This window comes from Pseudomonas sp. MHK4 (genome assembly GCF_054600775.1).
In genome coordinates this window covers 156,074-178,150 of sequence record NZ_BAAIAK010000006.1, presented here as the reverse complement: position 1 = coordinate 178,150, position 22,077 = coordinate 156,074, and the positions used below count along the sequence as shown (strand labels likewise).

19 protein-coding genes are annotated in these 22,077 nt (G+C 63.4%); 15 read left to right on the top strand and 4 right to left on the bottom strand.

The annotated features are described in order from the left end of the window. The first annotated feature begins 126 nt into the window (after window positions 1-126). A complete protein-coding gene (locus tag ACYP2Q_RS17220) occupies window positions 127-1,020 on the top strand; it encodes a DMT family transporter (protein WP_459731588.1) in 894 nt (297 codons plus the stop codon). Between the two features lie 6 nt (window positions 1,021-1,026). Here the strand turns inward: ACYP2Q_RS17220 and ACYP2Q_RS17215 are convergent, their stop codons facing one another. After that, window positions 1,027-2,049 carry an FUSC family protein gene (locus ACYP2Q_RS17215; RefSeq protein WP_459731792.1) on the bottom strand — a complete coding sequence of 341 codons (1,023 nt, stop codon included), beginning with the start codon at window positions 2,047-2,049 and terminating at the stop codon, window positions 1,027-1,029. Window positions 2,050-2,093: 44 nt separating this feature from the next. Beyond that, on the bottom strand, window positions 2,094-3,719 hold the full coding sequence (locus ACYP2Q_RS17210; protein ID WP_459731587.1) for an NADP-dependent glyceraldehyde-3-phosphate dehydrogenase: 1,626 nt from the start codon (window positions 3,717-3,719) through the stop codon (window positions 2,094-2,096). Window positions 3,720-3,978: 259 nt separating this feature from the next. Here ACYP2Q_RS17210 and ACYP2Q_RS17205 point away from each other — a divergent pair, with 259 nt between their 5' ends. The 9 genes from ACYP2Q_RS17205 (at window position 3,979) to ACYP2Q_RS17165 (ending at window position 12,420) form a co-directional block, all read left to right on the top strand. Beyond that, window positions 3,979-4,866 carry a Dyp-type peroxidase gene (locus ACYP2Q_RS17205; RefSeq protein WP_459731586.1) on the top strand — a complete coding sequence of 296 codons (888 nt, stop codon included), beginning with the start codon at window positions 3,979-3,981 and terminating at the stop codon, window positions 4,864-4,866. A gap of 179 nt (window positions 4,867-5,045) precedes the next feature. After that, entirely contained in the window at window positions 5,046-5,798 is a 753-nt protein-coding gene (locus ACYP2Q_RS17200) for a GntR family transcriptional regulator (RefSeq protein WP_459731585.1), read from the top strand. Next, a complete protein-coding gene (locus ACYP2Q_RS17195; protein ID WP_459731584.1) occupies window positions 5,795-7,525 on the top strand; it encodes a fumarate reductase/succinate dehydrogenase flavoprotein subunit in 1,731 nt (576 codons plus the stop codon). The genes ACYP2Q_RS17200 and ACYP2Q_RS17195 overlap by 4 nt, the downstream gene beginning before the upstream one ends. Before the next feature lie 26 nt (window positions 7,526-7,551). Then, the gene (locus ACYP2Q_RS17190) at window positions 7,552-7,797 is read left to right on the top strand and encodes a 4Fe-4S dicluster domain-containing protein (protein ID WP_008060065.1); all 246 of its coding nucleotides are present in this window, start codon (window positions 7,552-7,554) and stop codon (window positions 7,795-7,797) included. A gap of 218 nt (window positions 7,798-8,015) precedes the next feature. Further along, complete coding sequence (locus ACYP2Q_RS17185) at window positions 8,016-9,422, top strand: ABC transporter substrate-binding protein (RefSeq protein WP_459731583.1); 1,407 nt, start codon at window positions 8,016-8,018, stop codon at window positions 9,420-9,422. Between the two features lie 133 nt (window positions 9,423-9,555). Further along, the gene (locus ACYP2Q_RS17180; RefSeq protein WP_459731582.1) at window positions 9,556-10,338 is read left to right on the top strand and encodes an ABC transporter permease; all 783 of its coding nucleotides are present in this window, start codon (window positions 9,556-9,558) and stop codon (window positions 10,336-10,338) included. After that, window positions 10,338-11,186, top strand: a complete 849-nt coding sequence (locus ACYP2Q_RS17175; RefSeq protein WP_459731580.1) for an ABC transporter ATP-binding protein — start codon at window positions 10,338-10,340, stop codon at window positions 11,184-11,186. The genes ACYP2Q_RS17180 and ACYP2Q_RS17175 overlap by 1 nt, the downstream gene beginning before the upstream one ends. Next, window positions 11,183-12,145, top strand: coding sequence for a HEAT repeat domain-containing protein (locus ACYP2Q_RS17170; RefSeq protein ID WP_459731579.1), 963 nt, complete (start codon window positions 11,183-11,185; stop codon window positions 12,143-12,145). Before ACYP2Q_RS17175 ends, ACYP2Q_RS17170 begins: the two co-directional genes overlap by 4 nt. Next, window positions 12,142-12,420 carry a DUF971 domain-containing protein gene (locus ACYP2Q_RS17165; protein WP_459731577.1) on the top strand — a complete coding sequence of 93 codons (279 nt, stop codon included), beginning with the start codon at window positions 12,142-12,144 and terminating at the stop codon, window positions 12,418-12,420. Before ACYP2Q_RS17170 ends, ACYP2Q_RS17165 begins: the two co-directional genes overlap by 4 nt. Window positions 12,421-12,573: 153 nt before the next feature. Here the strand turns inward: ACYP2Q_RS17165 and ACYP2Q_RS17160 are convergent, their stop codons facing one another. Both ACYP2Q_RS17160 and ACYP2Q_RS17155 read right to left on the bottom strand, forming a co-directional pair. Next, window positions 12,574-13,311 carry a TorF family putative porin gene (locus ACYP2Q_RS17160; RefSeq protein ID WP_459731575.1) on the bottom strand — a complete coding sequence of 246 codons (738 nt, stop codon included), beginning with the start codon at window positions 13,309-13,311 and terminating at the stop codon, window positions 12,574-12,576. Between the two features lie 109 nt (window positions 13,312-13,420). Further along, a complete protein-coding gene (locus ACYP2Q_RS17155; RefSeq protein WP_459731574.1) occupies window positions 13,421-15,163 on the bottom strand; it encodes an amidohydrolase in 1,743 nt (580 codons plus the stop codon). Between the two features lie 103 nt (window positions 15,164-15,266). Here ACYP2Q_RS17155 and ACYP2Q_RS17150 point away from each other — a divergent pair, with 103 nt between their 5' ends. The 5 genes from ACYP2Q_RS17150 (at window position 15,267) to ACYP2Q_RS17130 (ending at window position 22,055) form a co-directional block, all read left to right on the top strand. Further along, a complete protein-coding gene (locus tag ACYP2Q_RS17150; RefSeq protein WP_459731572.1) occupies window positions 15,267-16,181 on the top strand; it encodes a LysR family transcriptional regulator in 915 nt (304 codons plus the stop codon). 142 nt (window positions 16,182-16,323) lie between these two features. Further along, the gene (gene lexA / locus ACYP2Q_RS17145; protein ID WP_459731570.1) at window positions 16,324-16,941 is read left to right on the top strand and encodes a transcriptional repressor LexA; all 618 of its coding nucleotides are present in this window, start codon (window positions 16,324-16,326) and stop codon (window positions 16,939-16,941) included. Continuing rightward, complete coding sequence (gene imuA, locus ACYP2Q_RS17140; protein WP_459731569.1) at window positions 16,941-17,558, top strand: translesion DNA synthesis-associated protein ImuA; 618 nt, start codon at window positions 16,941-16,943, stop codon at window positions 17,556-17,558. Before lexA ends, imuA begins: the two co-directional genes overlap by 1 nt. Before the next feature lie 7 nt (window positions 17,559-17,565). Next, complete coding sequence (locus ACYP2Q_RS17135; protein ID WP_459731568.1) at window positions 17,566-18,981, top strand: Y-family DNA polymerase; 1,416 nt, start codon at window positions 17,566-17,568, stop codon at window positions 18,979-18,981. Next, a complete protein-coding gene (locus ACYP2Q_RS17130) occupies window positions 18,957-22,055 on the top strand; it encodes an error-prone DNA polymerase (protein WP_459731566.1) in 3,099 nt (1,032 codons plus the stop codon). Before ACYP2Q_RS17135 ends, ACYP2Q_RS17130 begins: the two co-directional genes overlap by 25 nt. Window positions 22,056-22,077: the final 22 nt, after the last annotated feature.

Sequence of the window (22,077 nt, the reverse complement as noted above, 5' to 3'; positions counted from 1 at the left end):
AATTAGGCAGTTTTGCAAAATCGCCTTCGCATTAAAGGCAGATTCGAAGTTTAGCCTGCTTTTTGCGCTGGAGCAGCGCCCCGGTCGATTGGCATACTTTGTCCCATCAATCACAGGAGTCTGATGATGGACAACTCGATACGTCGCGGCTCGTTGGAAATGACCGCCGCCATGCTGATCTCCGGGACCATTGGCTGGTTCGTGCTGGTGTCCGGGCAACCGGTGCTGGATGTGGTGTTCTGGCGTTGCCTGTTCGGGGCCGGCACCTTGCTGCTGATTTGCGCGGCTTTCGGTTTTTTGCGTACGGACATTCTGACCCGCACCACCTTTCTGCTGGCGGTGCTCAGTGGTGTGGCGATTGTCGGCAACTGGGTGCTGTTGTTCGCCTCCTATTCCCGGGCCTCGATTGCCATCGGTACGGCGGTCTACAACGTCCAGCCATTCATGCTGGTGGGGCTGGCGGCGGTATTTCTCAACGAGAAAATCACCCTGCAGAAACTGGCCTGGCTGGGGGTGTCTTTTCTCGGGATGCTGGCGATCGTCAGTGCCCATGGCGGGCAGGGCGAAAGCGGCAGCCAGTACCTGATCGGGATTGTCCTGGCGCTGGGTGCGGCGTTCCTTTATGCGATTGCGGCGTTGATCATCAAGCGCCTGACCGGGACGCCACCGCATTTGATCGCGCTGATTCAGGTCAGTACCGGCGTGCTGTTGCTCGCGCCATTCGCGCATTTTTCGGCGCTGCCGCAAGCGCCGGGCGAGTGGGCCAGCCTGGTGACGCTGGGTATCGTGCACACCGGCGTGATGTATGTGTTGCTGTATGGCGCGATCCAGAAACTGCCGACGGCGCTGACCGGCGCGCTGTCGTTCATCTACCCGATCGCGGCGATCTTCGTCGACTGGTTTGCCTTCGGCCATCGCCTGGAACCGCTGCAATGGCTCGGGGTTGTCGCGATCCTGCTGGCCGCTGCCGGCATGCAGCAGGGCTGGAGCCTGAAGTTTCGCCGCACAGTCACCCCATGAGCCCGATCAGATGTTCCAGTTCGGCGCAGTCCTGGCCAGACGATGGCGCATCTCGCCGATGTTGGCGGCCAGTTGTTCAGTCAACAAACGGTAACCGTCCAGGGCGTTGTAGACCGGGGCATCGAGACTGACGACCGGCAACGCCATGGGCCGGTTCAGTCGCTGGGTGACGCCGGACTTCAGCGCCCGGGCCATACCGATCAGTTGCACGCGAATCAGCCGATGCTCCGCTTTCAATGCCGTTTGCAGGTCACTGGCGTCCGGCCGGGTATTGCCCAATATCTCCAGGGTGCTGACACACAGACGCAGCTGACGCTGGATGGCATCGAGTTCGTTCATGGAAATCTTCACCTCCTTGGACACCGATGGCATCAGTGAGCGCAGTTGCACCATGACCACGTTCAGGCGACCCATCAACTTGAGGTGTTCGTCGGCGGTCACCGATTGGCCGCTGATGATGCGCCCGTAGATCGTCGCGCAATCACGCAGGGCGTCCGCCAGGTTGTAGCGCCAGGAATAAACCGCATAGAGCGGCAGGGCGAAGGAAAACGCCAGGGCCAGGGCAATGCCGATCAGGATGTCGACCCCGCGCCACAGCCCGTCGGAGACCGGATTGTCACCATGGCCTGCGACGATGAACACGGTAATGCCGGCCAGCAGCGCGGTGTATCCGCCTTTGCCGATGGCGTGGTACGAGAAGAATCCGCACACCACCGCCATGGCGAAATAGGTCAGCCACGGCATGCCGAGCCAGGACTGTTGCACCACCAGGACCAGGCCGACAGCCGCCCCGACCAGGGTGCCGATGGCCCGTTCGGCGGCTTTTTTGCCGATGTTGCCGTGGTGCTGCAAGCCGCCGATCACCACCAGCATCGTCACCGACGCCCACTCGCCGTGGGGCAGGTGGATGCCGGTAGTCAGCAGGATCGACGCCAGTAATCCGAGCGACACGCGGACCGCATGGATCATCCGTGCATGGCGATAGCGCCGGTATGGGTCCAGCAACGGACGCAATAACCGACGCAGCAGCGGTGGCAGGTGAAGGGCCGTGGATGCGCTCAGGTTGACTCTCCTCAGAAGATGTAATCAGTGGTCAGGAAGCTTGAACTGCGGCCGCTGATGATCTCGCTGATGAGATCCTTGTTGGTCTCCTGGAATTTGGTCGCCACCAGCGTGCGGATCGAAAAAACCCGCAGGGCGTCATGCACCGACAAGGTACCCTCGGCGGAGTTTTTCCGGCCGTTGAACGGGTAGGTGTCCGGGCCGCGCTGGCATTGGGCGTTGAGGTTGATGCGCCCGACCTGGTTGGCGAAGGTGTCGACCAGGCGGCCGACCGCCACCGGGTTGGTGCCGAAGATGCTCAGTTGCTGGCCGAAGTCCGATTCGAGGACGTAATCGATCACCGTGTCCAGGTGGCGATAGGGCACGATCGGCACCACCGGGCCAAATTGTTCTTCCTGATAGACGCGCATCTGCGGCGTCACCGGGTACAACACAGCAGGATAGAAGAACGACGCGCGGGCCTCGCCGCCATGGGGGTTCACCACTTTGGCGCCCTTGCTCTCTGCGTCGGCCACCAGCGAGTGCAGGTAATCGACCTTGCCCGATTCCGGCAGCGGCGTCAGGGCCACGCCACTGTCCCACGGCATGCCGGGCTTGAGCGTGGCGAGTTTGGCGTTGAATTTCTCGATGAAGGTTTCGACCACGTCTTCGTGGACAAACAGGATCTTCAACGCGGTGCAACGCTGGCCGTTGAACGACAGGGAACCGGTGACCGCTTCGTTGACCGCGTTGTCCAGGTCCACCTCCGGCAGGACGATGCCAGGGTTCTTCGCATCGAGTCCCAGCGCCGCGCGCAGACGATGCGGCCTTGGATGCAGTTTCTTCAGGTCGCTGGCGGCCTTGTTGGTGCCGATGAACGCAAAGATGTCGATGTTGCCGCTGGCCATCAGCGCACTGACCGTCTCGCGCCCGCTGCCATAGATCACGTTGATCACCCCGGCCGGGAAGCTGTCACGGAAGGCCTCCAGCAGCGGGCGAATCAACAGCACGCCAAGCTTGGCCGGCTTGAATACCACGGTGTTGCCCATGATCAGCGCCGGGATCAGCGTGGTGAAGGTTTCGTTCAGCGGATAGTTGTAGGGCCCCATGCACAGCGCCACGCCCAAGGGGACGCGGCGGATCTGGCCGAGGGTGTCCTGTTCCAGCTCGAAGCGGCTGGAGCGTCGGTCGAGTTCCTTGAGGGCGTTGATGGTGTCGACGATGTAGTCGCAGGTGCGATCGAACTCCTTTTCCGAGTCCTTGAGGTTCTTGCCGATTTCCCACATCAGTAACTTGACCACCGCGTCGCGCTGTTCCCGCATGTGGCCGAGGAAGGTTTCCACGTGCTGGATGCGTTCGGCCACGCGCATGGTCGGCCACAAACCCTGGCCACGATCATAGGCGCGCACGGCGGCGTCGAGGGCGGTCAGGGCGGTGGCGGCATCCAGCAGTGGCGTGCTGCCGAGGATGACTTGTTCATCGCCGTCGGGGCCTGCGAGGTACACCGGGCTGCGGACCTGGGCGAGGGGGCCAGGCCAGGTTTTCAGGACGCCGTCGACCAGGTACTCACGTTGTTCGGTCTGGCCGTCGAGACGGTATTTTTCCGGGATGCTGCCGGCGTCGGGAAACAGGTTGCCGAGAATCTGTGCTGTGGTCATGTCGCTACCCCGTGTGTAGTGTCAGCCGTGCGCTTATGGCTAGCCGTTGAAGAATCCGGTTCAAGGGTTATACGCCTTGTTGGTGCGGTTTTTTAGCTGCAATCGAGCGCTGATGGGCAGAGTAGAGGGGTGAAGGTGTGGATCTTGTGCTTCAAGCGTAGACCGCAATCGGCGTTGGGTGAAACGCGATCTTTTGACCTGGGACCACACAATGGCCGGTGTCGAGGTTAAACTTCGCGCTCTTTCATAAGGAGTTCACATGAGTCACTACCAGCCGGGCATTCTCGCCACCCCTGTTCCGCCGCTCGCCCGTCATATGTTCTTCGCCCTGGAATCGGTGGCTGCACTGCCGGCCGCGCTGGACAAGCTGATGCAACTGGTGGACGGCAAATCGGCGGTGGTCGGTTTCGGTGAATCCCTGGTCAAGGCCCTCGACGGGCATATCGACGGCTTGCGGCCATTTCCGGCGCTGGCGGGTGTCGGTGTCGACAACCCGTCGACGCAACAGGCGCTGTGGTGCTGGTTGCACGGCACCGACCGTGGCGAACTGCTGAACCGCAGCCACGCCCTTGAGGCGGCCCTGGCGCCGGCCCTGCGCCTGGTGCAAGTGACCGAAGGGTTCCGCCACCGTGACGGCCATGACCTGACCGGCTACGAAGACGGCACCGAAAACCCCCGTGACGAAGCCGCCGCGGCCGCCGCGCTGGTGAGGGCGGGCGTCGAGGGCACGGTGGGCGGCAGTTTCGCCGCGATTCAGCAGTGGCAGCATGACCTCAAGGGCTTTCGCGCGCTGCCGTCCCACGAGACGGATGACATCATGGGCCGCCGCCTGAGCGATAACGAAGAACTCGACGACGCGCCGATTTCCGCCCACGTCAAACGCACCGCCCAGGAGAGCTTTGCCCCTGAAGCGTTCGTGGTTCGCCGCTCGATGCCGTGGATCGAAGGCGACCGCGCCGGGCTGATGTTCCTGGCCTTCGGCTTTTCCCTTGATGCCTTCGAAGCCCAACTGCGACGCATGAGCGGCTTGGAAGACGGGATTACCGATGGTTTGTATCGCATCAGCCGGCCGATCACCGGCGGCTATTACTGGTGCCCGCCGCTCAAGGACGGTCATCTCGATCTGCGCGCGCTGCGTCTCGGTTGAGACATTATCTGTAGGAGCCGGCTTGCCGGCGAATAGGGCGATGCGGTGAGTCAGGCATACCGCCTTCGCTGGCAAGCCAGCTCCTACAGTGAATCTAACCTTATGCTCAAACAGTATTTCTCAAGCCTGTCCTTAGAACTCTAAGATCACGTCATAACTCGTTATGACAAGTGATCTTCATGACCGATAACGTTCTATCCCTGAGCAGCGTTCCGCTGCACACCCAGCTGCGCGACATACTGCGTGCGCGCATCCTCGACGGTGAATACCCGCAGGACGGCCAGATGCCGTCCGAAAGCGAGCTTGGCACGTTGTTCAAGGTCAGCCGCATCACCGTGCGCCAGGCCCTCGGCGATCTGCAGAAGGAAGGGCTGATCTTCAAGATTCACGGCAAAGGCACCTTCGTCGCCAAACCGAAAACCTTCCAGAACGTCAGCACCCTGCAAGGCCTGGCCGAGTCCATGACCGGTCGCGGTTATGAGGTGATCAACCGCCTGCGCAGCTTCAAATTCATCGCCGCCGACAAGCTGGTCGCCGAACGTCTGCAGGTCGCCGAAGGCGAGACCGTGGCGCAGATCAAGCGGGTGCGGCTGATCAACCGCGAGCCGATTTCGCTGGAAATCACCTACCTGCCCAAAGCCCTTGGCGAACGCCTGGAGAAGGCCGACCTGGTCACCCGCGACATCTTCCTGATCCTGGAAAACGACTGCGGCCTGGCCCTGGGGCACGCTGACCTGGCCATCGACGCGGTGCTGGCCGACAGCGACCTGACCCAGGCGCTGAACGTCGAGGCCGGCTCGCCGATCATGCGCATCGAGCGCCTGACCCACGATGCCCAAGGCCGGCCAGTGGACTTCGAACACCTTTACTACCGTGGCGATGCCTTCCAGTACCGCCTGCGGATCGACCGGCAAAAAGGGGCGCAGGCATGACCCGAACGACTCTGGAACAGGAATACGACATCGTCGTGATCGGCGGCGGCACCGCCGGGCCCATGGCGGCGATCAAGGCCAAGGAGCGCAACCGCGATCTGCGCGTGTTGTTGATCGACAAGGCCAACGTCAAGCGCAGCGGCGCGATCAGCATGGGCATGGACGGCCTGAACAACGCGATCATCCCCGGCCACTCGACACCTGAGCAGTACACCAAGGAAATCACCATCGCCAACGACGGCATCGTCAATCAGGCCGCGGTGTATGCCTACGCGACCCACAGCTTCGAGACCATCGAGCAACTGGACCGCTGGGGCGTCAAGTTCGAGAAGGACGAAACCGGCGACTACGCGGTGAAAAAGGTCCACCACATGGGCGCCTACGTGCTGCCGATGCCGGAAGGGCATGACATCAAGAAAGTCCTCTACCGGCAGTTGAAGCGGGCGCGTGTGAGCATCACCAATCGCCTGGTCTGCACGCGCTTGCTGACCGACACCGAGGGCGCGGTCAACGGCGTGATGGGGTTCGATTGCCGCACGGCCGACTTCCATGTGATCAAGGCCAAGGCGGTGATCCTCGCCTGCGGTGCCGCCGGGCGCCTGGGGCTGCCGGCCTCGGGTTACCTGATGGGCACCTACGAAAACCCGACCAATGCCGGCGACGGCTACGCCATGGCCTACCACGCCGGGGCGGAACTGGCGAACCTGGAATGCTTCCAGATCAACCCGCTGATCAAGGACTACAACGGCCCGGCCTGCGCCTATGTCACCGGCCCCCTGGGCGGCTACACCGCCAACAACAAGGGCGAGCGCTTCATCGAGTGCGACTACTGGAGCGGGCAGATGATGTGGGAGTTCCACCAGGAGCTGGAAAGCGGCAACGGCCCGGTGTTCCTCAAGCTCGATCATCTGGCCGAGGAAACCATCCAGAACATCGAAGAGATCCTGCACAGCAACGAGCGGCCGAGCCGCGGTCAGTTCCATGCCAATCGTGGCACCGATTACCGCACGCAGATGGTCGAGATGCACATCTCCGAAATCGGCTTTTGCAGCGGGCATTCGGCGTCGGGGGTGTGGGTCAACGAGAAGGCCGAGACGTCGGTCAAGGGCCTGTATTCGGCGGGTGACATGGCTGCGGTGCCGCACAACTACATGCTGGGTGCGTTTACCTATGGCTGGTTTGCCGGCAACAACGCGGCGGATTTTGTCGCCGGCCGCGAGTTTTCCGCGCTGGATGCACAGCAGATCGAAGTCGAGAAGCAGCGGGTCTACGCACCCCTGGATCGCGAACACGGCCTGCCGCCGGCCCAGGTCGAGTACAAGCTGCGGCGCTTCGTCAACGACTACCTGCAGCCGCCGAAAGTGACCAAGAAGATGCAGATCGGTTTGCAGCGCTTCAGCGACATCGAGCGCGACCTCGATCAGATCAAGGCCCATAACGCCCATGAGCTGATGCGAGCCATGGAAGTCAGCATGATCCGCGACTGCGCCGAAATGGCCGCCCGTGCTTCGTTGTTTCGCGCCGAAAGTCGCTGGGGGCTTTATCACTACCGGGTCGATCACCCGCAACGCAACGACAGCGACTGGTTCTGCCACTGCCACCTGAAGAAGGATGAAAACGGCCTGATGAGCAGTTTCAAGAAAGCTGTCGAGCCTTACATCATCCCGCTGGAAGCCGCGGAAATGCAGGCCTACGACCGGTTGCGGGTCGGTGCCGATGCGGCTTGAGCATGACACTAGAGAGAGACCGTGAAATGGCCTACCAACCCCAGGAAATATTCTTTCGCTCCAATGCGCCGGTCACAGTCGATGAGGACCTGTGCATCGCCCACAAGGGCTGCACCGTGTGCGTCGACGTCTGCCCGATGGACTTGCTGGCGATCAACCCGGCCACGCAAAAGGCCTACATGGCCTTCGATGAATGCTGGTACTGCATGCCCTGTGAAAAGGATTGCCCGACGGGGGCGGTGAAAGTGGACATTCCTTATTTGCTGCGTTGAATCACAGACCGCTATCGCTGGCAAGCCAGCTCCTGCAGGTGCTTTGTGAACGACTCCGGACCTTGTAGGAGCTGGCTTGCCAGCGATGAGGCCAGCCCAGACAACCCAAAAGCCACCCGGCAACACCGGACGCTGAATTGAAAGACACCCCTCGTTTCCCACCACGCCCTGATCGTGGCGGAGACGAACATCCAATAAATGATTCGAGGGGATTTACCATGTTATTGCGTGCAGCATTGGCCGGTCTGGTACTGGCTTCATTCACCTTGTCGGCCCAGGCCGAAACCATCCGCATTGCCATCGGCACCCAGGACACCACCATCAACTGCGCCGCCGGCGGCCTGTTGATTCGCGAACTGGGCCTGCTGGACAAATACCTGCCCCACGACGGCCAGTACAAAGACGCCCAATACGACGTCGAGTGGAGGAACTTCACCAGTGGCGCGCCGCTGACCAACGAGATGGTCGCCGGCAAGCTCGACTTCGGCGCCATGGCCGATTTCCCCGGTTCGTTCAACGGCGTGGCCTTCGAAACCGCCGGCAAGCACAGCCTGTTTATCAGCGTGCTGTCGGGCAGCACCAAGGGCAGTGGCAACGGCATCGTGGTGCCGAGCGCATCGGGTGTGCAGTCGCTGGCCGAGCTCAAGGGCAAGACCATTTCCGTGCCGTTCGCGTCCACCGCCCATGGCATGTTGCTGCGCGCGGTGGCAGCCCAGGGCTGGGACCCGCTCAAGGACGTGAACATCATTGCCCAGCCGCCGGAAGTCGCCGGTTCCGCGTTGCAGGCCGGCAAGATCGACGCCCATGCCGACTTCGTGCCGTTCGCCGAACTGTTCCCGAGCCGGGGTTTTGCACGCAAGATCTACGACGGTTCCCAAGCCGGCGCGCCGACTTTCCACGGGGCGCTGGTCGACCAGGCCTATGCGAAGAAATACCCGGAAATCGTCGTCGCTTACCTGCGCGCCAGTATCGAAGCCAACCAGCTGCTCGCCGCCGAACCTGAGAAGTACAGCGAACTGATCGCCAAGGTCACCGGGGTCGATGCCGAGGTCAACTACCTGTTCCACGGCCCGCTCGGCGTGCAGACCCGTGATCTCACCTGGAAACCGGAATATCGCCAGGCCGTCGGTACCGCCATCGACACCCTCAAGCTGTTGAAAAAAGCCGATCGCGGCCTCGACCTGAATACCTTCATCGACGACCAGTACATCCGCGCCGCGTTCAAGGCCTCGAACCTGGACTACAGCGCGCAGCTTGCCAATTACCAGCAGACGCCGCTCAAGGCCGTCGATGCCGCCAGCGGCGAAGCCATCACCGACTTCAGCCATGTGGCTGAGATCTGGGTGCGCGGCGAGCCTAAGGTTCGCCAGTACGCCTCGGCGCAAGCGGCGTTCACCGCGCTGGCCGCGCTGAAGCAGGAAGGCAAGAACATCCGCGCGGTGTATGCCCAGGCCAGTGACAGCGGGATCAAGTTGCTGGCGGACCAGGCGTGGTTTGCCAGTGATGCCAAGGGTGGTCTGAGTGCGTTCCTGCTCAAGGGCCAGGCCCAGCAATTCGCCACGGCCCAGGGCGGCAAGGTGTTCGATTTCACCGACGCCACCACCCAGGCCCTGGCCGTCCGCTAACCGCCAGAACACCTCGAACCCTGTAGGAGCTGGTTGCCAGCGAAGGCGTCCGACCAGCCAACATCAATGTTGACTGACACACCGCAATCGCTGGCAAGCCAGCTCCCACAGGTTTCCAGAGAGAGGGAATAATGTGTACGGATCATTTTTACGCTGGATTCCAAGGGCCGCATCCTTGCTGCTCTGCCTGCTGTTCTGGCACCTCGCCGCCAGCCACCACTGGAACCTGGGCCTGGTGACCTTCGCCAACGTCCCGACCCCCTTGGCCGTTATTGAGGCGGCGCTGGGCCTCGGCGACTCCGGCAAGCTCGCCCGACACCTTGGCAGCAGCCTCAGCCGAGTCTTTGCCGGCTACCTCGCCGCGCTGATCATCGGCGTCGCCCTGGGCCTGGCCATCGGTCGCTCGAAATGGGCCGAAGACTTGCTGCTGCCTCCACTGGAAGTACTGCGCCCAATCCCCGCCGTGGCCTGGATTCCCCTGGCAATCCTGATGTTCCCCTCGTCCGAGCTGTCGATGGTTTTCATCACCTTTACCGGCGCCTTGTTCCCGATCCTGCTCAACACCGTGCACGGCGTAGAAGGCGTTGACCCACGGTTGATCGCCTCGGCGAAAAGCCTCGGGGCAGGGCGCCGGGCGATGCTGCTGGAAGTGATCCTGCCGGGCGCCGCGCCGAGCATCATCACCGGCCTGGCCATTGGCATGGGCACCTCGTGGTTCTGCCTGGTGACCGCCGAGATGATCTCCGGCCAATACGGCATCGGCTATTACACCTGGGAGTCCTACACCATCCAGAACTACCCCGACATCGTGGTCGGCATGTTGCTGATCGGCGTACTCGGGATGGGCAGCAGCCTGTTGATCAAACGCCTGGGCGGCGTGTTCACGCCCTGGCATCGACCACGAGGAAAAGCCTGATGAGTGTTTTTCAACAACCTGAAGGGCGTATCGATATCCGCGCTTTGTCGATCAGCCTGGGTGAGGGCAGTGCGGCGTTTGAAGCCGTGCAAGGCCTCGATTGCCTGATCGAACCGGGGCAGTTCGTGTGCATCCTCGGGCCGTCCGGGTGCGGCAAATCCACCTTGCTTGGCGCCCTGGCCGGGCATCTGACCACGTACACCGGGACCTTGAATGTCGACGGTGCAAAAGTCTCGGGACCGTCGCCGCAACGCGGCATGGTGTTCCAGCATCACACGCTGTTCCCTTGGCGAACCGTGCGCGACAACGTTGCCTTCGGCCTGAAAATGCGCGGCGTCGGCCAAACCGAGCGACACCAGGCCGCCGACGAAATCCTCGCCCTGGTGGGCCTGCAAGGTTTTGCCGAGCGCTGGCCGGATCAGCTCTCCGGCGGTATGCAGCAGCGGGTGGAAATCGCCCGGGTGCTGGTCAATCGGCCACGGCTGTTGCTGATGGACGAGCCCTTTGGCGCCCTCGATGCCCTGACCCGCTTGAACATGCAGGAACTGTTGCTGGACATCTGGACGCGCATTCGCACCACCGTGGTGTTTGTCACCCACGACATCGACGAAGCGCTGTTCCTCGCCGACCGCCTGCTGGTCATGAGTTCGCGTCCCGGGCGGATCATCGAAGACCTGCGCCTGGATTTTTCCCGGCCGCGCACCACTGAACTGGTGACCAGCCATGAGTTCTCCCGCTTGAAACGTCACTGCCTCGAATTACTGCGTCACGAAGACGGTCGGCAATTACCGCGCCTGAACCCTCTCGGACTGCCTCCTGAAAACAAACTGCCGCGATTTGCCCTATGACCTCACTATTCGATGTAACCGACAACGACGACATTCTTGCCCTGCAACCGCGCCTGACCGATGACGATGCCGGCGTGCGCCGCATCGCACTTATTGAACTGGCCGACCTGGAAGAGCCGGACGGCCTGCTGTGGTTGGTCGATCGACTGGCTCAAGACCCGGCCGAGGAGGTCCGTGCCGAAGGCGCACGGCTGCTGGAGGCCTGGGAAGATGAGCCGGTGGTCGAGGCGCTGTGCCAGGCGCTGACCGACCCCTCCACCGCGGTGCAAGCCGCCGCCGCGCAAAGTCTCAGCCTGCTCAAGAGTGAGGCGGCGGGCCGGGTGATCCTGCCGTGGACCGGGCATGCCGACATCGGTGTGCGCATCGCCGCGTTCAGGGCCTTGCGCGAGTTGCGCTATCCGCAAGCGGCCTCGGCGGCGCTGTTGGCCTTGGCCGATCAGGACGCCAATGTCCGCCGTGAAGCGGTGGGGGTGCTGGGCTGGCTCAAGCAGCTCGATGCCTTGCCGGCTTTGGCACGATTGGCCAGCGCCGACCCGGACACCGAAGTGCGCCGCGCCGCCACCGGTGCCCTCGGCCTGGCGTCCGACTCACAGGTGCTGCCGGCCCTGCGCCAGGCGTTGCGGGACCAAGCCTGGCAAGTGCGCGAGGAAGCCGCCACGACCTTGGGCAAGGTCGGGCACATCGACGCCGGCCCGGCCCTGGTCGAAGCCTTGAGCGACGATTATTGGCAAGTGCGCCTGCGCGCCACCCGCAGTCTGGGTCGTTTGCGTTTCGCCCAGGGTTTAGACGCGCTGATCGACACCCTCGGCCACCGCATCAGCAACCTGCGCAAGGAAGCCGCCCTGGCCCTCGGTGAGTTGAACGAAAAAGGCGCCATTGCGCCGTTGCTGGCCGCGCAGGACGATGGCGATCCGGAAGTGCGCAAGGCGGTGCGCATTGCCCTGAGTCAGCTGCAATGAACCCGGTGGCGGTGGGCAATTCGCGGAGCAAACAACAGCTGCGCTTGAACTGGCCCGATGGCCGTGAGCAGCGGCTGGATCACGCGCAGTTGCGCCGTCAATGCCCCTGTTCGCAATGCCGGGCGTTTCGCTTGCGCGGGATGACACCGCTGGTGGACGACCGTGTTCGGCTGATCGAAGTGAATGCCCAAGGGTATGGATTGCAGTTGGTGTTCAGTGATGGCCACGAACGCGGGATCTACCCGTGGGCCTATCTCCGCGGACTTGATCTGTGAATGGAATACCGCTTTCGCTGGCAAGCCAGCTCCTACAATTGATCGGGGACGACACCAATATTGTGGTCGCCTGGCCCCTGTAGGAGCTGGCTTGCCAGCGATGGCAATCTCAAATTCAGCACAAGATTCAAAGGCCAAATACAGAGTGGGAACTCAGAAGGATTTGCTGATGCTTGCTACCACGGTCGCGCTGCAGACGTCGTCGAAACCCCAGTTGCTGGTGCACTGGCTCTTGGACAGATCGGTGTCGATGTAGCTCAGGCCCAGCATCACACCCGCCAGTTCGTGGGTCAGCTTGACCTCCCATTCACGGTACGAATCCTCGGCTTCACCCGAGCTCGAATACAGGTGCGGATCCTTGAAGTCCATCAAGCCGTAGCGCAGTTTCAGGCCGGTGTCGTAAGGCAGTTCGGTCTCGTAGCCGACGTAGCTGTAGAGCGAGTTCTGCTCGCTGTCGATGCCCGGGGCATCGTCGGAATAATAGGCGCCGAGCTTCACACCATAGACACTGAGAATCCCGTAGACCTCGCTCTGATTGAATTGGCTCTCCTTCGGATATGAGTACTTCAGATAGCCCAGGTCGAGACTGACATCATCGGTGGCCTGCCAGAACCAACCGGCGTAGTAGTCGACTTCCTGCCGGGTCTTCAGGCCGCCGCCAAAGTCGACGTTGGACGTCCACGCGCCCAGGTACAGGCCGCTGCTGTGCGCCAGGGTTGCACCGGCCTGCAAGGCGGGGTCGTTCTGGGTCTGCGAGATGCCGCGGGTGCGGTAGTCGCTGGCCAGGGTGACATCCAGCAGCAAGGAGAAATCATCGTTCAAGGGCACGGCCTGGCTGCACATTGGCAGCAAGCTCAAGGAACCGAGGGCGAACAGGGTGAAAGCTTTCATGGGGTACGTCCCGTTGTTTTTATTGTTAAGGGCAGATGTCGGGCAAGGCTGCGCCGGGCCTCGTGTCGAGAAACACGAGGTCGGGCGGTGGGGGCGTTGCAGCTTTTTGTCAGAGGGTTTGCGCGTAGACCTGACGGCCGGCGAACCAGGTCTGCAGTACTTGCGTGTCGTGCAGGGCTTTTTCGTCGACGCTGAACACATCGCGATCGACCACGATGAAGTCGGCCTGTTTACCGGCACTCAGCGAGCCGATTTGTTTGTCCAGGCCGATGGTGCGAGCGGCATTGAGGGTGTAGGCGTAGAACATGGTTTCGCGGTCGATGCGTTCCTCGGCGTTGAGCACGCCCAGCGGGCCGACCCGGGTCATGGCCTGGGCCATGGCGTTGAACGGGTTCGGCGTGGACACCGGCCAGTCGCTGGCCCCGGAAATGGTCGCGCCCTGTTTGAGCAGCGAGTGCGCCGGGTACTGGTAACGGAACGCCAGGGCACTGACGTAAGGCTTGATCATGTCCGTGGTGTAGTCGTCGGCGCTGGCCCAGAGCAGTTGCATCGAGGCGATGACGTCGAGGGGTTTGAAGCGGGCGAACTCTTTCGGGTTGACGATCTGCAAGTGCGTGACGGAGTGGGTCACGCCGCTCTGCCGGTCCTTGCGCGCCTGGGCGATGCCGTTCAGCGATTCGCGCACCGCGCGGTCGCCGATGGCGTGGATGTGCACCAGCCAGCCGCGCTGATCGATGGCGCTGACCAGCTCACCGAAGTGCTTCGGATCGATCAGCAACTCGCCCGGTTTGTGCGAGTTGGTGTAAGGGTCGATCATCGCTGCGCTCTGCGCCGGGTACTCGATCACGCCATCGGCGAAGATCTTGATACCGGGCAACGTCAGGTCGGGAATGCCTTGGAATTGCTGGCGGACCTTGTCCAGGGTGTCGAGATCGGCGGGAACGCTCTTGCCGTTGGCCACCAGCAGCGCCGCCACGTGAGCGCTCATGCCGCCGCTTTCCGACAGGGCCTTGTACACCGGCAGCACGCCGACGGTTTTTTCCGTGGGCTTGAGGGCGAAAATCGGCTCGCCGGGCGCGGCGTTGGCGGCGGGGTCCATCCACGCTGTGATGCCGAGGCTGTTGTTGTAGCTCACGGCGGTTTGCGCGGCTTTCAACATATCGGCGGCACTTGGCGATGGCATTTTCGAGGCCACCCGGTCCCAGCCGGCGTCCACCAGGAAACCGTTGGGGCTGCCGTCGGCGAGTTTGCCGATGGTGTCTTTCTCGGCGTCCGGCAGGCTTTTCAGCAGCGCGGCATCGATGCCGGCGCGCTTGAGCATCACGTTGTTGGCCCAGGCTGTGTGGTGATCGCTGCCGGTGAATACCACGAAGACGTCGGCCCATTCGCCGCTGTTGAATTTCTTGCCCAGGGCTTCGGCCTGAGCCCAGTAAGCCGAGCTCATGCCGGCCACGCTCAGGACATCGCCATGCCTGGCTTTACCGTCGTCACGCCAGGCGCGCAGGCGTTTTTCCAGTTCGTCGAGATCGACCACCTCGTCTTCCATATTGGCCGACACCATTTCCAGGCCACCGAAAATCGCGTGGGAGTGGCTATCGATCAGGCCGGGCATCAGGGTCTTGCCGCCCAGGTCAATGACTTGGGTGCCTGGCTCGATCAGGGCCTTGATCTGGGCATCGCTGCCCACTTGCAACACTTTTCCATCCTGTACCGCCAGCGCCTGGACCTTGGGCTGGTTGCGGTCGGCGGTGAAGATCTTGCCGTTGATAAGCACCAGGTCGGTCGCCGCCATGGCTTCCAACGAGGCAAAACTGACTGCCAGCATCAACAGATTCGGGATGAATCTTTTCATTGAATGTTTCCTTGTTATTGCGTCTGATGGCCAGATTAGTGGCTTGCCGCGCTCGACAGAACGCCTCACTCACGAAAAACGTTTTTGCCTGAATGGAAAAAGTATGGACAAGCTGGGTGCACTGAAAATGTTCGTGGTCACGGCGCAACTGGGCAGCTTCAGCCGCGCCGCCGAGCAATTGGGCAAGACCCCGTCGGCGCTGACCAAAGCGGTCAATCACCTGGAAGCGGAGCTCGGCGCGCGGTTGTTCGAGCGCAGTACCCGGCGGATCCTGCTCACCGAATCCGGGCGGCTCTACCTGGAAACCGCGCGCCAGGTGTTGCAGCGACTGGACGAGGCCGGCGAGGAAATCGAGCAATTGCAGCATGGTTTGCGCGGCAGCCTGAAAATCACCGCGCCACTGGCCTATGGACAGGCCTTTCTCGATCAGGTGTGTGGCGGTTTTCTTGACCAGTACCCGCAGATCAACCTGCAAGTGGACCTGTGCGACGACTTCGTCAATCTGCTGGAGAGCGGCCATGACCTGGCCTTGCGCGAAGGGCATGACGACTTGCCGGGGTTGATCGCCCGTGTGGTCGGCAGCAATTGCCTGGCGCTGTGCGCCAGCCCTGCATACCTCGAACGCAAGGGCCTGGCGGTCACCCCGCAAACCCTCGACGAGCATGACTGGTTGCTGTATTGCCATCCGTTGCTCAGCCGCGAATTCTGGTGGGTCGAGCGCGACGGCCAGCGCCTGAGCCTGCCGCAGCCCCAGGCGCCACGCCTGCGCAGCGACAACTACGACTTGTTGCTGGCCAATGCCCTGGCCGGACGCGGCCTGCTGCATACGCCGTTGTGGAGCGCGGCGCCGTATATCGCGGATGGGCGACTGGTGCGATTGATGGCCGATTACGCGATCGACCCGGACAGTTTCGGCCCGCACATCCTGGCGGTGTATCCCAGCCATCGGCGGGCCACGGCCAAGGTGCTGGCGTTCATTGATTACATCGCAGGGTTTCTGGGGGGCCGTGGTTTGTAGGAGCGAGCTTGCTCGCGATGGTCGTTAACGATAACGCGTGTTTTCTGGCTGAACGCGGCGCTCTGAAGTTCATCGTCGGATCGCCGCTCGGAGCAAGCTCGCTCCTACAAGTGCTTGTCAGATAATTCCGACAGGAGTACAAATGTACTCCATGACGACCCTGACTCTCCGCCGTACCGCCATCCTGACCTTTATCCGCGAGCGCATCGCCGAGCACGGTCAGTCCCCGAGCCTCGCTGAGATCAGCGAGGCGTTTGGTTTCGCCTCCCGCAGCGTGGCGCGCAAGCATGTGCTGGCGCTGACCGAAGCCGGGTTTATCGAGGTCAACCCGCATCAGGCCCGGGGCATTCGTTTGCTCGGGCAGCCACCGCGCCCCGAGCTGCTGGACATCCCGGTCCTTGGCCGGGTCGCGGCCGGTGCGCCGATCGGTGCCGATGCCGAGGTCCATCGCCGCTTGCTGCTCGATCCGTCGATGTTCTCCCGGGTGCCGGACTACATGCTGCGGGTGCGCGGCGACTCGATGATCGAGGACGGCATTCTCGACGGCGACCTGGTGGGCGTGCACCGCAGCCCCGAGGCGCTGAACGGCCAGATCGTCGTGGCGCGTCTCGACGGCGAAGTCACCATCAAGCGCTTCGAGCGGGTCGGCGAGCGGGTTCGCCTGTTGCCGCGCAACCCGGCCTATCAGCCGATCATCGTCGAAGCCGACCGGGACCTGGCCATCGAAGGGGTGTTCTGCGGACTGGTGAGGCAAGGCTGATGGGTGCCGTCGTTGCGCTGGATACGCTGTTCAATGGCGGCCAGGTCTGGCGAGGCCGGCCTGCGCCGCCGACCGTCAGCCCGCAACCCACCGGGCATGCCGCGCTGGATGCGGCGCTGCCCACGGGCGGCTGGCCGGAGGCGGCGCTGACGGAAATCCTCCTGGCCGGACAGGGCGTGGGCGAGTTGCAACTGGTGTGGCCGGCGCTGGCGCGGCTGTCGGCGGCGGGCGAGCGCATTGTCCTGGTGGCGCCGCCGTATGTGCCGTATCCCCAGGCCTGGCAGCGCGCCGGGGTCGATCTGCGCCAGTTGTCGATCATCCAGGCCAGCGAGCGCGAGGCGTTGTGGGCGGCGGAACAATGCCTGCGCTCGGGCAGTTGCGGCGCGGTGCTGTGCTGGCCGCACAAGGCCGATGACCGCGCCTTGCGCCGCTTGCAGGTGGCCGCGGAAACCGGCTCGACCCTGGCGTTCGCCTATCGCTCGCTCAGTGAAGCGATCAACCCGTCGCCCGCGGCCCTGCGCATCGCCATCGATGCCAGGCCTGCGCAATTGCGGGTGCTCAAGTGCCGGGGCGGGTTGGCCCGTTCGGCGCCGATTGCCTTCGCCGTGGGGCATTGAGGTTGCCATGCGCTGGGTGTGTATTCTGTTCCCGCAATTGGCGCTGGACGCGGTACTGCGCCAGCGCGCCGACCCCGAAGAGCCGCTGGCGCTGTTGACCGGCCCGGCCCAGCGTCGGGTGCTGCAGGCGGTCAATGGCCCGGCACGGGCACAGGGTCTGCGCCCCGGCCAGTCCATGAGCGCCGCCCAGGCCTTGAGCAAGGGTTTTGCCACCGCCGAGTACGACGTCGCCGCCATCGAACATTGGCAGCAATTTCTCGCCGCCTGGGCTTATCGCTTCAGTTCCCAGGTCAGCGTGCATTACCCGCGGGCGCTGGTGTTCGAAATCGAGTCCAGCCTGGGCCTGTTCGGCGCCTGGCCGCAATTCGAGGCGCGACTGCGCAGCGAACTCGGCGAGCTGGGTTTTCGTCACCGCATCGTCGCCGCGCCCAACCCGGTGGCGGCGCGGATGCTGGCCAACGCCCATGACGGCCTGGTGGTGCCCGACGAGCAAGCCTTGCAGCATCACCTCGGGCAAATGCCTGTCGACCGCATCGGGCTTGCGGCCAGCGTCGCCACGGCGTTGTCGCGCATGGGCCTGCGCACCTTGAGCCAGGTGCAGGCGTTGCCCCGGCATAGCCTGGCCCGGCGTTTCGAGGCCGAGGTGCTCAAGCACCTGGATGCGTTGCTGGGCACGCGGCGGTTAGCGCTGACGTTCTACCTGCCGCCGGACCGTTTCGATGTGCGCATCGAGCTCAATTTCGATGTGCAGTCCCATCAGGCCTTGCTGTTTCCGCTGCGCCGATTGACCGGTGACCTGTCGGCGTTCCTCTGCGGTCGGGACAGCGGTGTGCAGCGTTTCGACCTGCACCTGGAACACGCCGGGCTGCCCGACACGCTGATCAAGGTCGGCCTGCTCAGCGCCGAACGCGATCCGGCCATGCTGTTCGAACTGGCCCGGGGGCGGCTGGAGCAAGTCCAGGTCGAGGCCCCGGTGCGCGGTTTTCGCCTGCGCGCCGAAGACTTGCCGAGCTTCGTTCCGCAGTTTCAGGAGCTGTTCGACGATCGCCCGCAGCAATCCTTGCCCTGGGAGCAACTGCGTGAGCGCCTGCGCGCACGGCTGGGGGATGACGCGGTGCATGGCCTGGGCTTTCAGGCCGATCACCGGCCCGAGTGCGCGTGGCAGGCCAGTGCCGACCACCAGCCCTGTGCGGGCTTGCCGACCGTGCAGCGACCGGGCTGGCTGCTGACCGAGCCGCTGGCGGTGCACGAAGGCTCGACGCGCATCCTCATGGGGCCGGAACGCATCGAGTCCGGTTGGTGGGACGGTGCCGACGTGCGCCGCGATTACTACCTGATCGAAACCCGTGCCGGCCAGCAGGGTTGGGCTTATCGCACGGTGGGCGAGGGTGGTCCGTTGTGGCTGCAGGGCTGGTTCGCATGAGCGCCGGATATGCCGAGCTGCACTGCCTGTCGAACTTCAGTTTCCAGCGCGGTGCTTCCAGTGCCCTCGAGCTGTTCCAGCGGGCGAAAAAACAGGGCTACCAGGCCCTGGCGATCACCGACGAATGCACCCTGGCCGGTATCGTTCGTGCCTGGCAGGCGGCGAAATCCGTGGAGCTGGCGCTGATCATCGGCAGTGAAGTGCGCATCGAGAATGGCCCGAAACTGGTGTTGCTGGTGGAAAACCTCGAGGGTTACCAGACCCTGTGCCGACTGATCACCCGCGCCCGACGCCGTACCCAGAAAGGCCAGTATCAAGTGCTGCGCGAAGACTTCGCCGAACCCTTGCCAGGGCTGTTGGCGCTGTGGGTGCCGGACGCGGTCGATGACGTCGAACAGGGCCAGTGGTTGCAGCAGGTCTTCGCCGAACGCCTGTGGTTGGCGGTCCAGCTGCATCGCGGCCAGGACGATAGCCGGCGCCTGAACGATCTGCTGGCGTTGGCCAGGCAACTGCACATCCCCGCGGTGGCCAGCGGCGATGTGCACATGCACGCGCGCGGGCGCCGGGCCCTGCAGGACACCATGACCGCGATCCGCCATCACCTGCCGGTGGCCGATGCCGGGTTGCGCCTGCACCCCAACGGCGAACGCCACTTGCGCGGCCTCGATGCGCTGCGTGAGCTCTATCCGCCAGCCTTGCTCGACGAAACCCTGAACATTGCCCGGCGCTGCACCTTTGATCTTGGCCAGTTGCGTTATCAGTATCCGCGGGAGCTGGTGCCCGATGGCCACAGCGCCGCGTCCTGGCTGAGGGAATTGACCGAGCGCGGCATTCGCCAGCGCTGGCCCCAGGGGGCGAGCGAGAAGGTGCGCGGGCTGATCGACAAGGAATTGGGGCTGATCGCCGAGCTGGGCTATGAGAGTTATTTCCTCACCGTCCAGGACATCGTCGCCTTCGCCCGGCGCGAAAAAATTCTCTGTCAGGGCCGGGGTTCGGCGGCCAACTCAGCGGTGTGTTTCGCCTTGGGCATCACCGAGATCGACCCGGACCGAATGAACATGCTGTTTGAACGCTTTCTTTCCAAGGAGCGCGACGAACCGCCGGATATCGATGTGGACTTCGAGCACGAACGCCGCGAGGAAGTCCTGCAGTACGTGTTCCAGCGCTATGGCCGGACCCGCGCGGCATTGACTGCCGTGGTCAGCACTTACCACGCGGCCGGCGCCGTGCGCGATGTGGCCAAGGCGCTGGGCCTGCCGCCGGACCAGATCAATGCCCTGGCCGATTGCTGTGGTCACTGGAGTGATGAAACACCGCCGGTGGAGCGCCTGCGCGAAGGCGGTTTCGATCCCGAGAGCCCGGTGCTGCGCCGGGTGTTGAGCTTGACCCAACAGTTGATCGGTTTCCCCCGGCACCTGTCCCAGCACCCTGGCGGCTTCGTGATTTCCGAGCAGCCGCTGGACCACCTGGTGCCGGTGGAAAACGCCGCCATGGCCGAGCGCACCATCATCCAGTGGGACAAGGATGATCTGGACGCGGTCGGCCTGCTCAAGGTCGATATCCTGGCGCTGGGCATGCTCAGCGCGATTCGCCGCTGCCTCGATCTGCTGCGGCGGCATCGCAACCTCGACTTGAGCCTGGCGACCATCCCCTCCGAGGACTCGCTGACCTACGACATGATTGGCCGCGCCGACACCGTCGGCGTGTTCCAGATCGAGTCCCGGGCACAGATGTCGATGCTGCCCAGGCTCAAGCCGCGCAAGTTCTATGACCTGGTGATCGAGGTGGCGATCGTGCGCCCAGGTCCCATCCAGGGTGGCATGGTGCACCCGTACCTGCGCCGGCGAAACAAGGAAGAGCTGGAAAGCTATCCCTCCGAGGAGTTGCGCGAGGTGTTGAAACGCACCCTCGGCGTGCCGCTGTTCCAGGAGCAGGTGATGCAGATCGCCATCGTCGCCGCCGACTACAGCCCCGGCGAAGCCGATCAGTTGCGCCGCTCCATGGCGGCCTGGAAACGCCATGGCGGGCTGGAGCCACACAAGGATCGCCTGGCCGCCGGGATGAAGAAAAAAGGCTACAGCGCGGATTTCGCCGCGCAGATCTTCGAGCAGATCAAGGGTTTTGGCAGCTACGGTTTCCCCGAATCCCACGCCGCCAGTTTTGCCTTGCTGACCTACGCCAGTTGCTGGTTGAAATGCCACGAACCGGCGGCCTTCGCCTGTGCCCTGATCAACAGTTGGCCCATGGGGTTCTACAGCCCCGACCAGATTCTGCAGGACGCGCGCCGTCACCATTTGCAGATTCGCCCGGTGGACGTGCGAGCCAGCGACTGGGATTGCAGCCTGGAACCGATTGCCGGCGCGCAACCGGCGATTCGCATGGGGTTGCGCATGATCAAGGGCTTTCGCGAGGACGATGCCCGGCGCATCGAGGTGGCGCGGTCCAAGGGTGCGTTTGCCGACATCGCCGACCTTGGCGAACGGGCGCGCCTGGATGCCCGCGCCCAGGAACAACTGGCCGATGCCGGAGCATTGCGGGGGCTGGCCGGTGACCGGCATCGGGCGCGCTGGGAAGTGGCGGGGGTGCAAAAACAGCTCGGCCTGTTTGCCGGCCTGCCCCGTCAGGAGGAGGACGCGGTGGCGCTGCCCAAACCCACGGTGGGCGAGGACCTGCTGGCCGATTACAACAGCCTCGGCACCACCCTCGGGCCGCATCCGTTGGCCTTGTTGCGCGGTGAGTTGAAAGCCCGGCGCTGCCGCAGTTCGAAGGAGTTGCTGGATGTCGAACACGGGCGGCCGGTCAGCGTCGCCGGGCTGGTGACCGGTCGCCAACGCCCCAGCACCGCCAGCGGCGTGACCTTCGTCACCCTGGAAGACGAGTTCGGCAACGTCAACGTGGTGGTCTGGCGCGACCTGGCCGAGCGCCAGCGCCAGGTGTTGGTCGGCTCGCAGTTGCTCAAGGTCGATGGGCGCTGGGAGAAGGAAGGGGAGGTGCGGCATTTGATTGCCGGGCGGTTAAGTGACCTGAGCCCGCTGCTCGACGGCATCACCGTGCGCAGCCGCGATTTCCACTAACGCCACATCCCCCTGTAGGAGC